The sequence below is a fragment of the Burkholderia sp. BCC0398 genome (assembly GCF_902833245.1).
Lineage (GTDB): Bacteria > Pseudomonadota > Gammaproteobacteria > Burkholderiales > Burkholderiaceae > Burkholderia > Burkholderia sola.
Genome location: NZ_CADFEM010000013.1, coordinates 24,685 through 38,128, shown reverse-complemented (window position 1 = coordinate 38,128; position 13,444 = coordinate 24,685). Strand labels below are relative to the sequence as shown.

At 70.9% G+C, this 13,444-nt stretch carries 13 protein-coding genes; 4 read left to right on the top strand and 9 right to left on the bottom strand.

Features of this window, described 5'->3' with window-relative positions; genetic code table 11:
• The first annotated feature begins 391 nt into the window (after nucleotides 1-391).
• The 4 genes from phaP to HWX76_RS26155 all read left to right on the top strand — a co-directional run bounded on the left by phaP (nucleotide 392) and on the right by HWX76_RS26155 (nucleotide 3,694).
• Nucleotides 392-976 carry a TIGR01841 family phasin gene (gene phaP / locus HWX76_RS26170; RefSeq protein ID WP_050014908.1) on the top strand — a complete coding sequence of 195 codons (585 nt, stop codon included), beginning with the start codon at nucleotides 392-394 and terminating at the stop codon, nucleotides 974-976.
• Between the two features lie 263 nt (nucleotides 977-1,239).
• Nucleotides 1,240-2,421, top strand: a complete 1,182-nt coding sequence (locus HWX76_RS26165) for an acetyl-CoA C-acetyltransferase (protein WP_089488936.1) — start codon at nucleotides 1,240-1,242, stop codon at nucleotides 2,419-2,421.
• A gap of 218 nt (nucleotides 2,422-2,639) precedes the next feature.
• On the top strand, nucleotides 2,640-3,383 hold the full coding sequence (phbB, locus tag HWX76_RS26160) for an acetoacetyl-CoA reductase (RefSeq protein ID WP_176016566.1): 744 nt from the start codon (nucleotides 2,640-2,642) through the stop codon (nucleotides 3,381-3,383).
• Nucleotides 3,384-3,487: 104 nt separating this feature from the next.
• Nucleotides 3,488-3,694 (top strand): hypothetical protein, encoded by a 207-nt coding sequence (locus HWX76_RS26155; protein WP_050016713.1) that lies wholly within the window; start codon nucleotides 3,488-3,490, stop codon nucleotides 3,692-3,694.
• Nucleotides 3,695-3,785: 91 nt separating this feature from the next.
• Here the strand turns inward: HWX76_RS26155 and HWX76_RS26150 are convergent, their stop codons facing one another.
• The 9 genes from HWX76_RS26150 to HWX76_RS26110 form a co-directional block, all read right to left on the bottom strand.
• A complete protein-coding gene (locus tag HWX76_RS26150) occupies nucleotides 3,786-4,115 on the bottom strand; it encodes a hypothetical protein (protein WP_176016565.1) in 330 nt (109 codons plus the stop codon).
• A complete protein-coding gene (locus HWX76_RS26145) occupies nucleotides 4,112-4,615 on the bottom strand; it encodes a hotdog family protein (RefSeq protein ID WP_176016564.1) in 504 nt (167 codons plus the stop codon). The genes HWX76_RS26150 and HWX76_RS26145 overlap by 4 nt, the downstream gene beginning before the upstream one ends.
• The gene (locus HWX76_RS26140) at nucleotides 4,612-5,430 is read right to left on the bottom strand and encodes a beta-ketoacyl synthase chain length factor (protein ID WP_176016563.1); all 819 of its coding nucleotides are present in this window, start codon (nucleotides 5,428-5,430) and stop codon (nucleotides 4,612-4,614) included. Before HWX76_RS26140 ends, HWX76_RS26145 begins: the two co-directional genes overlap by 4 nt.
• 8 nt (nucleotides 5,431-5,438) lie before the next feature.
• A complete protein-coding gene (locus HWX76_RS26135; RefSeq protein ID WP_176016562.1) occupies nucleotides 5,439-6,662 on the bottom strand; it encodes a beta-ketoacyl-[acyl-carrier-protein] synthase family protein in 1,224 nt (407 codons plus the stop codon).
• 63 nt (nucleotides 6,663-6,725) lie between these two features.
• Complete coding sequence (locus tag HWX76_RS26130) at nucleotides 6,726-7,610, bottom strand: polysaccharide deacetylase family protein (RefSeq protein ID WP_050016704.1); 885 nt, start codon at nucleotides 7,608-7,610, stop codon at nucleotides 6,726-6,728.
• Nucleotides 7,607-10,081, bottom strand: a complete 2,475-nt coding sequence (locus HWX76_RS26125; RefSeq protein ID WP_176016561.1) for an MMPL family transporter — start codon at nucleotides 10,079-10,081, stop codon at nucleotides 7,607-7,609. The genes HWX76_RS26130 and HWX76_RS26125 overlap by 4 nt, the downstream gene beginning before the upstream one ends.
• Nucleotides 10,081-10,725 carry an outer membrane lipoprotein carrier protein LolA gene (locus HWX76_RS26120; protein ID WP_124595587.1) on the bottom strand — a complete coding sequence of 215 codons (645 nt, stop codon included), beginning with the start codon at nucleotides 10,723-10,725 and terminating at the stop codon, nucleotides 10,081-10,083. The genes HWX76_RS26125 and HWX76_RS26120 overlap by 1 nt, the downstream gene beginning before the upstream one ends.
• Nucleotides 10,722-11,699 (bottom strand): acyl-CoA synthetase, encoded by a 978-nt coding sequence (locus HWX76_RS26115; RefSeq protein WP_050016697.1) that lies wholly within the window; start codon nucleotides 11,697-11,699, stop codon nucleotides 10,722-10,724. The genes HWX76_RS26120 and HWX76_RS26115 overlap by 4 nt, the downstream gene beginning before the upstream one ends.
• Nucleotides 11,696-13,438 (bottom strand): acyl-CoA synthetase family protein, encoded by a 1,743-nt coding sequence (locus tag HWX76_RS26110; protein ID WP_176016560.1) that lies wholly within the window; start codon nucleotides 13,436-13,438, stop codon nucleotides 11,696-11,698. The genes HWX76_RS26115 and HWX76_RS26110 overlap by 4 nt, the downstream gene beginning before the upstream one ends.
• Nucleotides 13,439-13,444 lie beyond the last annotated feature (6 nt).

The window sequence follows — 13,444 nt, the reverse complement described above, 5'->3', positions numbered from 1 at the left end:
TTCACAACAAATCGAGAAAAAATATTACATAAATGATTGCTCCATTTTCAATGGGTGCCGGTTTTCTAATAAGCGGAATAATGAATTGGCAAATATTGCGCCACGTCATGATGCGCTATGCTGCAAAAAGGTAAAAACGCATGGCGGGCCGCTGAGGGTGGCGTCTTGTCTGAGATTTCGCCGCGCCTGCGGCTTCGGCTGCTGGTCAAAAGGGTAATAAGGGTTTATACCTAGTATTAATGCCATTTAATTGACAATTAATCGATCTAGAATGACTTCCTTCCACTGCCCGTGCTCAAACAGGTGCGGGCTGTCAATAAGGAAGCAGCGGTCGATCAAGCTTCCGTTTTTCTTTACGTCGTCTCTCGCATTGCCAACAGGAGCGTGCCCGATGTCCGTATTTGCCCCCGAAAAACTCGCCGCCGATTATCAATCCGGTATCGCCGCGTGGTTTGCGATCGCCCGTCCGGCGATCCACGGTTTCGAGGCTGTCGTCGAACTCAACCTGCAAGCGGCCCGGACGGCGCTCGAGGAATACGAGGACAAGCTGAAGAACGCGTTCAGCAGCAACAACCCGGCCGCGGGCTTCGTGCAGCAGGTCGCGGTGCCGCAGGACGCGGCCGGCAAGGTCGTGTCGTACGGCCGCCATCTGTTCGACATCGCGGTGTCGACGCAGTCCGAATGGGCGAAGGTCGCGCAGGCGCAGTACGAACAGAACGACAAACGCCTGAAGGACGTGCTCGGCGAACTGTCGAAGCACGCGCCGGCCGGCTCGGCTCCGGTGGTGGCCGCGCTGAATTCGGCGCTGTCCGCGGCGAGCGCCGCGGCCGACTCCGTGCGCGCAGCGACGGGGCAGGCGATCGAGGCGGCGCAGAGCGGCTTCGATGCGGTCAGCGAAACGGCCACGCGCGGCGCGAAGCAGACGGCGGCGGCCGCCCGCAAGGACGCGGCGGCTGCGCGCGACGCGGCTGCGTAACCGCGTGAGTGCGTGTCGCGTGCGAGCGCGACAAGATTGATCGGCACCGGATGGCGCCGGCCGCCGCGTGTGCCACGCGCGGTCCGGCAAACATCCGGTTCGCCGCCAGACGCCCGTGCACGGTTGCCCGTGCGGCGGTGTGCCGTGCCGCCGGTGCGGACGGAAGCTGCCCGCCAATACGGCGGCGGGCGGCGCCATCGCCATGTGCGACCGTCTCGTGCCGGCGTTGCCACGACGAACTGATTTCGATGCAGGAACTGAACATGACGGATGTAGTGATCGTATCGGCCGCGCGGACCGCGGTCGGCAAATTCGGCGGCTCGCTCGCGAAGATTGCGGCGCCGGAACTGGGCGCGACGGTGATCCGCGCGGTGCTGGAGCGTGCGGGCGTGAAGCCCGACCAGGTCAGCGAAGTGATCATGGGCCAGGTGCTGACGGCCGGCTCCGGGCAGAACCCGGCGCGGCAGTCGGTGATCAAGGCGGGGCTGCCGAGCGCGGTGCCGGGCATGACGATCAACAAGGTGTGCGGTTCGGGCCTGAAGGCCGTGATGCTGGCGGCGAACGCGATCGTCGCGGGCGACGCGGAGATCGTGATCGCGGGCGGCCAGGAGAACATGAGCGCGGCGCCGCACGTGCTGCCGGGCTCGCGCGACGGCTTCCGGATGGGCGATGCGAAGCTGGTCGACACGATGATCGTCGACGGGCTGTGGGACGTGTACAACCAGTACCACATGGGCATCACGGCGGAGAACGTCGCGAAGGAATACGGGATCACGCGCGAAGAGCAGGACGCGTTCGCGGCGCTGTCGCAGAACAAGGCGGAAGCCGCACAGAAGGCGGGCCGTTTCAACGACGAGATCGTGCCGGTGTCGATCCCGCAACGCAAGGGCGAGCCGCTGCAGTTCGCGACCGACGAGTTCGTGCGTCACGGCGTGACGGCGGAGTCGCTGGCCGGGCTGAAGCCGGCGTTCGCGAAGGACGGCTCGGTGACGGCGGCGAACGCGTCGGGGCTGAACGACGGCGCGGCGGCGGTGCTGGTGATGTCGGCGCAGAAGGCGGCGGCGCTGGGCCTGACGCCGCTGGCGCGGATCAAGGCGTATGCGAACGCGGGCGTGGATCCGAGCGTGATGGGCATGGGGCCGGTGCCGGCGTCGCGCCGGGCGCTGGAGCGCGCGGGCTGGACGCCGGGCGACCTGGACCTGATGGAGATCAACGAAGCGTTCGCGGCGCAGGCGCTGGCGGTGCACAAGCAGATGGGCTGGGACACGTCGAAGGTGAACGTGAACGGCGGGGCGATCGCGATCGGCCACCCGATCGGCGCGTCGGGCTGCCGGATCCTGGTGACGCTGCTGCACGAGATGGTCAAGCGCGACGCGAAGCGCGGGCTGGCGTCGCTGTGCATCGGCGGCGGGATGGGCGTCGCGCTCGCGGTCGAGCGCGTCTGAGCAGCGGCTGACGATACGGTCCGTTCGCGGCGCGAATCGGCGTCGCGGGCGAGCCAGGCGGTTTTCGCGCAACACAGGCAGTCAACAACACGCGCGAGGTACCGGTGCGTGCCGCGCCCGCGACGCGGGCGGACGCGCATCGAAGCGGTGGGGCGGCAGTGTGTGCGAGGCCGCCGCCCCGCCTTTCATCGATTACTTTTTTGTCGGTAATTCATAGTATGACTAAGCGAATCGCAGTTGTGACAGGTGGGATGGGCGGCCTCGGCGAGGCGGTCAGCATCCGGTTGAACGACGCGGGTCACCGGGTAGTCGTCACGTATTCGCCGAACAACGCCGGCTCGGACCGCTGGCTGACCGAGATGCATGCGGCCGGCCGGGCATTCCATGCGTACCCGGTGGACGTGGCCGATCACGACTCGTGCCAGCAATGCATCGAGAAGATCGTGCAGGACGTCGGCCCGGTCGACATTCTCGTGAACAACGCGGGCATCACGCGCGACATGACGCTGCGCAAGCTCGACAAGGTCAACTGGGACGCGGTGATCCGCACGAACCTCGATTCCGTGTTCAACATGACGAAGCCGGTCTGCGACGGCATGGTCGAGCGCGGCTGGGGCCGCATCGTCAACATCTCGTCGGTGAACGGCTCGAAGGGCTCGGTCGGCCAGACCAACTACGCGGCCGCGAAAGCCGGCATGCACGGCTTCACGAAATCGCTCGCGCTCGAGGTCGCGCGCAAGGGCGTGACGGTGAACACGGTGTCGCCGGGCTACCTGGCGACGAAGATGGTCACTGCGATCCCGCAGGACATCCTCGACACGAAGATCCTCCCGCAGATCCCGGCGGGCCGGCTCGGCAAGCCCGAGGAAGTTGCGGCGCTGGTCGCTTACCTGTGCTCGGAGGAGGCCGGCTTCGTGACGGGCTCCAACATCGCGATCAACGGCGGTCAGCACATGCAGTGACGTGCGGCGGCCCGCACGGCCGCGTCCGTGCGGGCCGCGTTCCCCCTATCCCGCGCCGGAGCGGCGGCAGGCGCGCCGCTTCGGCCTCGCATTTCGGAGAACGCATGGGCGACACCTGGATCGGACTGGTGATCGGCGGCTCGGCGCTGGCCATCGCACTGACGATGGCGATCTCGCTCTACTGGCTCGAGCGGCGCCGCGCGCGGCTGCTGCGGAACTTCGATCATCGCGATTGCCGGTTCGTCGCGTACGGCAAGTGTTTCGCGCGCAGGCCGGAAAGGTCGCTGCGCCGCATGCGCCGGGCGCGCTGACGGCAAAGCCGGTCGCGTCGCAAGCGGTGAGCGATCGGCGAGCGGTTACGCCCCGAGCGCATGCAGTCGGCAATGCGCGCGGGATGCGCGATCAGTCGTTCCTTTCGCCCTTTCCAGCCGACTCGCCCGCGTCGCTCTTGTGGAAGATTCGCTTCGTCGTGCGCTTGGTGGCTTCCCAGCCTTCGCGCGACGCATGCGCGACGCCGTGCCCGACCGCCTTCGCGGCGCTTGCGGTCGCGTGGCCGAAGCTGCGTGCGGCCTCGCCGGTCTTGTGCGCGGCTTCCTTCGAATCGCGCTTGATGTCCTGCTTCACTTCCGACATGTCCGCGTGTGCGAGCGGGCTCAGCAGCGCCAGAACGAGCGCTGCGCCAATGAACTGACGAACTTTCACGACCGGTTTCCTTGAGGTAAGCCTCGTCATCGAGGATTCGTGTTGCCGGCAGGCGCCGGTTGAAGCGCGCCGGCGGCCGATGCGTCGAGCATCACCGCCGCGCGGCCGGACAGCAGCACGCGCTCGCCGCAGCGCAGCGCGAAGCCGTACAGCACCGAGCGGCCGTCGCCGCTGACGCGTTGCGCGTCGACGGTGAGCGGCGCTTCGAACATGTCGAGCCGGTCGACGAACGCGTCGACGTTGCGCACGCTCGCGAGATAGCCGACGCGCGGACGCGCTTCGTGCGCGCCGAGCAGCACGCCGTGCACGGCCATCGCCTGCGCCGCATATTCGATGCCGCAAACCGACGCGAGCCGCCCGTGCGCGCGCAGCGGGTTGTGCGGATCGCGGTGGCTCGTCGCGGTGCAGCGGATTCGTTCGGCATCCCATGCATCGACCGAATCGAGCACGCACATCGCGCCGGCATGCGGAATGTGCGCGGCAATCCACGCATGGTCGAGCGACGGGGGCAATCCGACCGGTGCGGTCATCGCGCGCGCTCCGCACAGGATTCGGAGATCGCGACGTCGACTTGCACGCACGTATCGTCCAGGTAGTCGAGCACGACGCGCGTCGAGCACCGCGCGGCGAGCGCATCGAGCAGCGGCAGCACGCGGGCGGCCGGATTGCCGGCGCGCAGCGCGTCGAGTCCGGCATGCGCGAGCGTCGTCGCGGGCGCATCGGTGAGCTGCACGTCGATGCGGGCGAGCGCGCGTTCGCTCGCTTCCGGCGCGAACACGAGCGCGACGCCGAATGCGTCGCCGATCGGCCGCACCGTGCGCAGCGGTTCCGGATAATCGGTGTCGTACGCGATCAGCAGGCTCGGCACGCGATCGACGACGACCTGGCACAGGCTGTCGAGCAGGCCGGCGGCAAAGCTGCCGTCGTGCGCGCACAGCACGTTCGACGTCGCCGTCGCGCGGGTCGCGATGCTCCAGTAGCCGGCCGGCGCGTTGTGCACCGAATTGTGGAAGCGGGTCGGCGACAGCTGGCGATCGTCGCCGGCCAGCGTTTCGCAGATCGCGTGGCAGTTCTGGCCGTCGCCGCCGGACGCGCTGAACACGGTCGCGAGCGTCGCGGCGTCGCGGCCGCTCGCGGCCACCGCTTCGTGGCCGACCGCGAGCGCGGTGCGCACGACCGGGCCCGTGCGGCGCCGTTCGGCGGACGGCAGCCCGGCCGGCGGCGGCAGCTCGGTGCGGGCAGGCACGTAGGGCGCGCGGCCCGCGAGCACGTCGGCCGCGTGCGGCCAGTCGTTCAATCCCGGCCCGACGAGGCCGATGCTTTCGATGAAGGCGGTGAGCGTCATGGCGGGCCTCAACGGCGAGCGCGACCGGCCGCATGCTGGGTGCGACCGAAGATCAGGCTGCAATTCGTGCCGCCGAAGCCGAACGAATTGGAGAGGACGGCGCGCACGCGCGTGTCGCGGCTCGCGAGCACGTAATCGGCTGCGAGCGCCGGGTCGGGCTGCGTCGTGTTGACGCCGGCCGGCACGAACTGCTCGCGCAGCGCGAGCGCCGCGACGATCGCCTCCAGCGCGCCGGCCGCGCCGAGCGTGTGGCCGGTCGCGCCCTTCGTCGAACTGCACGGCGTGCGGGCGAACAGCGCGCCGAGCGCGCGGCTTTCCGCCGCATCGTTGCTCGGCGTCGCGGTGCCGTGCAGGTTCACGTAGTCGATGTCGTGCGCGCCGAGGCTGGCGGAAGCGAGCGCCTGCTCGATCGCCGCGCGCGCGCCGAGCCCTTCAGGATGCGGCGACGACATGTGGTGCGCGTCGCTCGATTCGCCGATGCCGAGCAGCAGGATCGCGTCGCCGTCGAGCGCGGCGGGCGCGGCAGGGACGCGTTCGACGAGCGCGAACGCGGCGGCTTCGCCGATCGAGATGCCGTCGCGCGCGACGTCGAACGGCCGGCACGGCTCGCGCGACAGCAGTTCGAGCGAGTTGAAGCCGTACAGCGTGGTCAGGCACAGCGAATCGACGCCGCCGACGACGGCCGCGTCGATCAGCCCGGCCTCGATCATGCGGCGCGCGGAGCCGAACACCTTCGCACCCGACGAGCACGCAGACGAGATCGCCATCGCCGGTCCGCGCAGCGCGAAATACGCGCGCACGAACGCGGCCGGCGAATACGGGTTGTGCGTGTGCGCGTAGCGGAAATCGGCCGGCAGCGCGCCGCCGGCCGGGTCGCGGCGCTGATACGCGCGTTCGGTTTCGAGGATGCCGGCCGTGCTCGTGCCGACGAACACGCCGACGCGTGCGGCGCCGTAGCGTGCGACCGCCGCCGCGACGCGCGCGTCGAAGCCGTCCTGCGTCAGGCCGAGTTGCGCGAGGCGGTTGTTGCGGCATTCGAAGTCGGCGAGATCGGCGCGCACGGGCTGCTCATCGACGCCCTCCACCGCGCCGATCCACGTGTCGAGATCCGCACGCTCGAAATTGCACGGCACGAGCCCGCCGCGGGCGTCGCGCAACGCATCGAGGGTCGCGTCGAGGCCGCGGCCGATGCAGCTGGTGGCGGTGAAGTGCGAGAGCAGGAGAGGGTTCACGAGGGTCGCATCCGGTGGCCGGAACGGGTGCTGCAGCAGGGCTGGCACGCGCGCCGTTCGAGGTCAGATTTTATCAAACGGGGGGGCCGGGACGCCCGGCTGGCCGGGTGGTTCGGGCGCCAGCGCCGCGCGCAGCGTGGTCCAGTGCAGCTGCGCGTCGGCGGCTGCGCGCAGCACCGCGGGCAGCACGTCGAGCACGACCGGTTCGCCGCGCGCATCGCGCGCCGCGTGACCATCGTGCACGAGCAGGATGTCGCGCGCGTCGAGCCCGTGCAGCAGGCGGCGCGTGACGATCGACGCGTCGTGCGCCCGCGTGTCGAAGCCGCGCCGCGTCCAGCTCGCCAGTTGCAGGCCGAATTCGCACAGCACCGGTTCGAGAAACGGATTGCGCAGGCCGGCCGGCGCGCGGAAGAACAGCGGGCGCGTGCCGGCGAGGTCGGTCAGCGTCTGCTGCGCGGCCGCGATCTCGCGGCGCAGCGCGGCCGGCCCCGACAGCGAGAACGTATGGCGGTGCCGCTGGCTGTGGTTCTCGACCGCATGGCCGCGCGCGACGATCGCCTCGATCCAGTGAGGATGGCGGCGCGCGAGATCGCCGATGCAGAAGAACGTCGCACGCGCGTCGTAACGGTCGAGCAGGTCGAGCACGCGCGGCGTGACGTCCGGATCCGGGCCGTCGTCGATCGTCAGCGCGATGCGGCGGCCCGCGCCGGCCGGCAGGCGTGTCCAGTTCGGGCCGAGCAGCGTGCTGCGCGGCCACAGGCCGGCCGCGGTCAGCGCGAGATGCGACGCGACCACGCCGCCGACGGCCCACGGCCACGTGGCCGGTTGCGCGATCGCGGCCGCGGCCGCGCCCGCGTGCAATGCGGCGGCGCCGGCGATCAGCGGCGTGGGTTTCCAGCGCCGTGCGTCGCCGGCATCGCGCGGCGGAATGAGCGGTGGCACGTTCATGCGCTGCCTCCTCGTTCACGATTGCCGAGCGCCGCCGTGCCCGCTGCGCGCGGCGCGAGAATCGCCGCGAACGCGAGCGCGAGCATCGCGCCGGGGCCGACGGTCAGCCCGAAGGTTTCGAGCAGCGGCACGCGCGACAGCGCGAGCAGCCCGAAGCCGGCGACCGTCGCGAGGTTCGCGATCAGCAGCGACACGAGCGTGTACGGCGTGACGGGCTGCGCGTCGTCGCGCCGGCAGAAGAACAGCGCGTAATTCGAGCCGACCGCGACGATCAGCAGCATCCCGACGAGGTGCAGGATCGTCAGTGGCACGCCGGCGAGCGCGAAGCCGGCCGTCACGACCAGCACGGCCGCGACGAGCGGGGCGAGTGCGCGGGCGGCGCGGCGCGGCGAGCGCAGCGCGATCAGCAGCAGCATGGCGATCGCGGCGAATCCTGCGAGCGACAGCCGGATGTCCTCGTGCACGTAGCTCACGTACAGGCGATCGGCTTCGGCCTTCATGTCGACGAATAGCGCATCGGGCACGCCCGCGCGCGCGACGGCGGCGCGAATCGGCGCGGCGTCGAGGCTCGATGTGGGCTGCTTCGCGCGCGTAGCGTCCGGCGCCCGCAGCGGCAGCATCGCGTTCCAGCGACCGTCGCGCTCGGTCAGCAGGGCATCGACGGCGAGCGCCATCGACGTGCCGCGCAGGTCCGCGCGCGTGAGCAGCGGCGCGTGGCGCGCGGCATCGACGTCGGCGAGGAACGGCGCGAACAGGTCGGGCTTTACCGCGATCGGCTGGTGCGCGACGGCCGAGCGCATCCGTGCGGCGAGCGCGTCCGCATCGGGCAGGCTCGCCTGGCGCGCGCGCTGCGCGACATCGCTCGGCAGGTAGCGTGCGGGGTTTTCGAAACCGCCGAGCGCGCCCCGGTCGACGAGCGGCTGCAACTGCGCGGCGACTTTTTCCGCACCTTCGAGCGCGGCCTGTTCGGTCGGCGCGGCGATCACGACGAGGTAGCGCACGTCGGGTGCGCCGACATCGGCGCGCAGCCGCGCGTCGAGCGCCTGCGCCGGCGCGGGCACCGGGCTGAGCGCGGCGAGCTCGCGGCTCCACAGGCCGTCGCGATGCAGCGCGAGCGTCGCGCACGCGGCGACCACGAGCACCGCGAGCGGCCAGCGCAGCCGCGGCGCGGCGCCGGCCGCGCGCGCGAGCACGGCGCCGACGCGCGAGACGTCGCGGATCGCGACACGCTCGCCGCGCAGGTGCGGCAGTACGAAGCGCGTGACGAGCGCGGCGGCCGTCAGCCCGACGATCGAATAGAGCCCGAGTTGCACGAGGCCCGGGAAGCCGGAGAACAGCATCGACGCGAAGCCGCACACGGACGTCAGCATGCCGAGCCGGATCGTCGGCCAGTACGCGGCGACCCATGCGCGCGTCGCGTCGGCCGGGCGCGCGGCGCCGCGCGTGCCGGCCCGCGCCGATTGCACGAACAGGTAGATCGAATAGTCGACGGCTTCGCCGAGCAGCGTCGTCCCGAACCCGAGCGTCAGCCCGTGGACGGTGCCGAACGCGACGCCGACCGCCGCGATCCCGGCCGCGACGCCGGTCAGCACCGGCAGCAGGCCGAGCGCGAGCGTGCGCGGCGAACGGTACAGCGTGAGCAGCAGCGCGACGATCAGCACGATGCTCGCCGCCGACAACCGTTCGACGTCGTGCCGGATCGTGTCGCGCGTGTCGACCGAGAACACGCCGGGGCCCGTCATCGCGAGCGTCGCGGCGTGCGCGTTCGGCACGGCCTGCGTCGCGGCCGCGAACGCGCGGCGCACGGCGTCGATCGCGCGGGCCTGCGCGTCGGTATCGGAGCCGGCGGCGGCCGTCTGCACGACCAGCACCGCGCGTGTGCCGTCGCGCGACGCCCACACGCCATCGCGGCTCGCCGGTTCGGCCGCGCTGTCGAGCCCGTCGACGAGCGCGGCGACTTCGCCGGTCGGGTCGCGCGGCAGCATCGCCTTCGCGACGAGGCCGGCCGACGAACCCAGCAGATCGAGGCTCTCGCCGAGCGCCTGGTGCAGGCCGTCGGCGCTGAAGCGCTGCGGCGTGACGGCCGGGCTCAGCAGATAGCGATGGTCGAAGATGAATTGCCGGTCGCGCGCGTCGTTCGCGGCTTCGCCGTTGTGCACGGCCGCGAACTGCGGATCGGTGCGCAGCGTGCCGGCCACACGCCGCGACAGCGCGGCGCGCGTGCGCGCGTCGCCGCCGTCGATCGCGACGAGGATCAGGCGCGACACGATGCCGTCGCGCAACTGGTCGACGAGCACGCGTTGCCCGGCGCTCGGCGCATTCGGCAGGAACGCGGACAGGTCGGCCGTGAAGTGCGCGCGCCCGATCGCGATGCCGCACGCGACGAGCGCGAGCAGCCATACGAGCACCGCGCGCTGCCGCCATGCGGGCACGCGGCGGGCGATGGGGGACGGGCGCGTACGATCGTCCATCAGTTCGCGTCCGCCGCGACGGGTTGCAGGCGCATCACCGAACGATCGCCGTCGGCCTGCCGGATCGCGACGCTGCGCAACACGTCGCGCGTGCCGTCGAGCGTGATCGTGCTGACGACCTTCAGCATCCGCGAATCGAGCGGCGTGAGCGTCAGCGTCCAGTCGTCGCCGCGTCCGGACAGCGCGACCTTGTACACCTGTTCGAGCGCGAAGCGGTTGCCGGCCAGCGTCGCGCGGATGCTGTCGATGAACGCGCCGAGTTCCGGATAGCGCGCGAGCGCAAGCGTGTACTTGCGGTTGTTGCGTTCGACGGTGAGCATGTCGCCGTCGACGACGAGGTGTTCGGGCTTCGGGCTCAGCGTGTGCTTTTCCAGATGGTCGGGTGCGACGAACATCAGTTCACCCGACGATTCGATCGGCTGCGCGGCGATCGACAGGGTCTTCGTCTCGGTGAAGGTCGCGCGGCCCGACTTGTGCTGCGCGAGCGTCGACATCAGCCGGTCGAGGGTCCACGCCGAGCCGGCATCGGCTGCGTGTGCGGGCATGGCCAGCACGATCGCGGTGGCCGTGGCGGCGAGCACGCGCGCCACGCGGACGATGCGGTGCGACGAGAACGGGAACGGGCGGCGGCGAACGGCGGTCATGCGTCGGAATCCCTCGTGGCGGGCAGGTCGGCGCCGGCGTGCACCGTCTCGCGGCGCGCAGCCGCGGCATCGCCGCCCTTCCAGAAATCGAAATAGTTGAACCAGTTGTACGGCGCCGCGCGGCAGTACTTGTCGAGCAGCGCGACGTAGCGCGCGAGCGCCGCATCGACCGCCGCCGTGCGCGTATCGCGCCGCACGTCGGAGAAATCGGCGAGCGTTTCGAAGTGCACATCGTAGCGGTTGCCGTCGCGATAGAGGCCCGTCATGAAGATCACCGGGCGCTTCAGCATCGCGGCCATGTAAAGCGGCCCGAGCGGAAACGCGGCCGGTGCGCCGAGCAGCGTCACGCGCCGCAGCGACGCGGCCGCGTCGTCGAGCAGCGTGCGATCGGCGAGCATGCCGACCATGCAGTTCGCGTCGAGGCGCTCGCGCACCTTCAGCATCGAGTCGACCTGCCCGAGCGGAATCACCTCCGGCTGCGCGGCCGGATTCACCGCGGCGAGCGTCGCATTGATCTTGCGCGCGTTCTGCTCGTACATCGTGACGGCCACGCGCAGGTCCGGACGCGTGCGGCCGATCGCGCGCACGACCTCGAAGCTGCCGAGGTGCGCGCCCATCAGGAACGCGCCGCGCCCATCCGCGAGCGCGGCGTCGACGAGCGTTTCGCCGTGCAGCCGGATGTCGAACAGGTCGAAGCGCCCGTTCATCAGGTAGACGCGATCGTGAATCGTCGCCGCGAACGTGAACACGTGCCGGTACACGTCGCGCCAGCGCGCGGGGCGGCCGAGCACGCGGCGCAGGTAGTCGCGCGACGCCGCGCACGCGGCCGGCGAGAACAGCACGAAATACGTCGCGATCAGGTGCAGCACGATGCGCGCGCGCTGTCGGCCGAAGCGCAGCGAGATCCACGTCATCGCGCGCAGCAGGCTCGCATTGCTGCGCTCCTGGCGCTCGGCCCATGCGGTGCGCTTCATCGCTGCGCGCCGTCCTGCGCGGCCGGCGGTGCGGACAGCACGCCGGTCGCGACCTCGCGCGACCCGGCGCGCACCGTGAAGCGGATCGCGCCGCTGGCCGCGGCGTCGTATGCGAGCGCGAGCGGTTCGCCGGGCGCGACCGGGCTCAGGAATTTCGCGGACCCGAGCCGCCACGTGTGCAGCGGACGGTTCAGCGCCGCACCGATCGTATGGATCGCGTGATCGAGCAGCACGACGCCCGGCACGACCGGATGGCCGGGGAAGTGGCCGGGCAGCGCGGGATGGTCGGCGGCGATCGTGAACGCGAGCGCGGGTGGGCCGGCCGGGTCGTGCTCGGCCGGCCGCGCGGCCGTCGCGCGTGCATGCTGCGCGACGAGCGCGGCCAGCACGTCGCGCGGCAGCTTGCCCGTTTCGTTGCGCGGCAGCGCATCGACGAACACGAGCGGGCGCGGCATGAACGCGGGATCGATCCGCTCGCGCAGCGCGCGCTGCAGATCGGCGGGCGCGAGCGTCGGCGCGACGACGAGCGCGACGAGCCGCGTGACCGGTTCGAGCGCCGTGTCCCCGTGCACCGGCGCCGCTTCGTCGGGCATGAAGAACACGCCGTCGACCACTTGCGGGATCGCGTTGAGCTGATGGTTCAGGTACGCGAGCGACGTGCGCTTGCCGGCGATGTTGACGAGATCGGCTTTGCGGCCGTGCAGCAGGAACCGGCCATCGCCGAGCAGTTCGAGCGCATCGCCCATCGGCACCGGCGCCTCGACGTGGCCGCCCGATACCCACACGGTCGGCCCGCTGTCGTCGCCGCCCGGTGCGTCGCGCGCGTCGAGCCGGATGTCCGGGAACAGTTCCCACGCCGCGCCTTGCGACGTGCGACGGGTCGCGATCTGGCCGGTCTCGGTGCTGCCGTAGATCTCGACGAGCGGCGCGCCGAGCGCGGCCTCGGCCTCGCACGCGAGCTTTTCCGACAGCGGCGCGGTGGCCGACAGCACGAGCGCCGCGCGCGGCAGCGCATGGCCGGCCGACAGCAGCGCACGCAGGTGGATCGGCGACGTGACGAGCACGCGCGGCTGCGGGATCGCGTCGAGTTCGTCGCGAATGTCGCTCGGGTAGAACGGCTGGCGGTTGCTGAGCGCGAGGCCGCCGAGCAGCGCGAGCAGCACCGTCGACTCGAAGCCGTACATGTGCTGCGCGGGCACCGTGCCGATCAGCGTGGCCGCGCGGCCGTCGAGCAGGCCGAGGCGATCGGCCGCCGCGCGCACGCAGCCGACCAGGAAGCCCCAGGTCTTGCGGTGCGGCACCGGCTCGCCGGTCGAGCCGGACGTGAACACATAGGCCATGATCCGCGCCGCATCGATCTGCGGGACGGCGAACGGCGCGTCGCTCGCCGGTTCGCCGGGCGCGGCGTCGGGATACGCGAAGCGCGGCAGGTCGATCGTGCAATCGGGCGCGTCGTGCAGGCAGAACGCGTCGGGTGCGAACGACGCGAGCTGGCGAACCATTTCCGGCGTGTGCGTCGACGGCAGCAGGCTGATCCTGCCGGCGACGAGCGCCGCGCACAGGCTGACCGCGAAGCGATAGCGGTCGCGGCACACGTTGAACACGTGGCCGCCGGCGGGAAGCGCGGCGGCCACGCGCGCGACGTCGGCGACGAACGCGCGCACGGTGACGGGCGCGCCGTCGCGCCAGGCGATTGTCTGGTCCGGCGAGGAATGGAATACCAGCGGGTGAGTCGGCATAAATCG

Excerpts from the sequence above, each read along its gene's own strand:
- phaP (WP_050014908.1), top strand. The coding sequence starts at position 392 with ATGTCCGTATTTGCCCCCGAAAAACTCGCCGCCGATTATCAATCCGGT.
- HWX76_RS26165 (WP_089488936.1), top strand. The coding sequence starts at position 1,240 with ATGACGGATGTAGTGATCGTATCGGCCGCGCGGACCGCGGTCGGCAAA.
- phbB (WP_176016566.1), top strand. The coding sequence starts at position 2,640 with ATGACTAAGCGAATCGCAGTTGTGACAGGTGGGATGGGCGGCCTCGGC.
- HWX76_RS26155 (WP_050016713.1), top strand. The coding sequence starts at position 3,488 with ATGGGCGACACCTGGATCGGACTGGTGATCGGCGGCTCGGCGCTGGCC.
- HWX76_RS26150 (WP_176016565.1), bottom strand. The coding sequence starts at position 4,115 with ATGACGAGGCTTACCTCAAGGAAACCGGTCGTGAAAGTTCGTCAGTTC.
- HWX76_RS26145 (WP_176016564.1), bottom strand. The coding sequence starts at position 4,615 with ATGACCGCACCGGTCGGATTGCCCCCGTCGCTCGACCATGCGTGGATT.
- HWX76_RS26140 (WP_176016563.1), bottom strand. The coding sequence starts at position 5,430 with ATGACGCTCACCGCCTTCATCGAAAGCATCGGCCTCGTCGGGCCGGGA.
- HWX76_RS26130 (WP_050016704.1), bottom strand. The coding sequence starts at position 7,610 with ATGAACGTGCCACCGCTCATTCCGCCGCGCGATGCCGGCGACGCACGG.
- HWX76_RS26125 (WP_176016561.1), bottom strand. The coding sequence starts at position 10,081 with ATGGACGATCGTACGCGCCCGTCCCCCATCGCCCGCCGCGTGCCCGCA.
- HWX76_RS26120 (WP_124595587.1), bottom strand. The coding sequence starts at position 10,725 with ATGACCGCCGTTCGCCGCCGCCCGTTCCCGTTCTCGTCGCACCGCATC.
- HWX76_RS26115 (WP_050016697.1), bottom strand. The coding sequence starts at position 11,699 with ATGAAGCGCACCGCATGGGCCGAGCGCCAGGAGCGCAGCAATGCGAGC.
- HWX76_RS26110 (WP_176016560.1), bottom strand. The coding sequence starts at position 13,438 with ATGCCGACTCACCCGCTGGTATTCCATTCCTCGCCGGACCAGACAATC.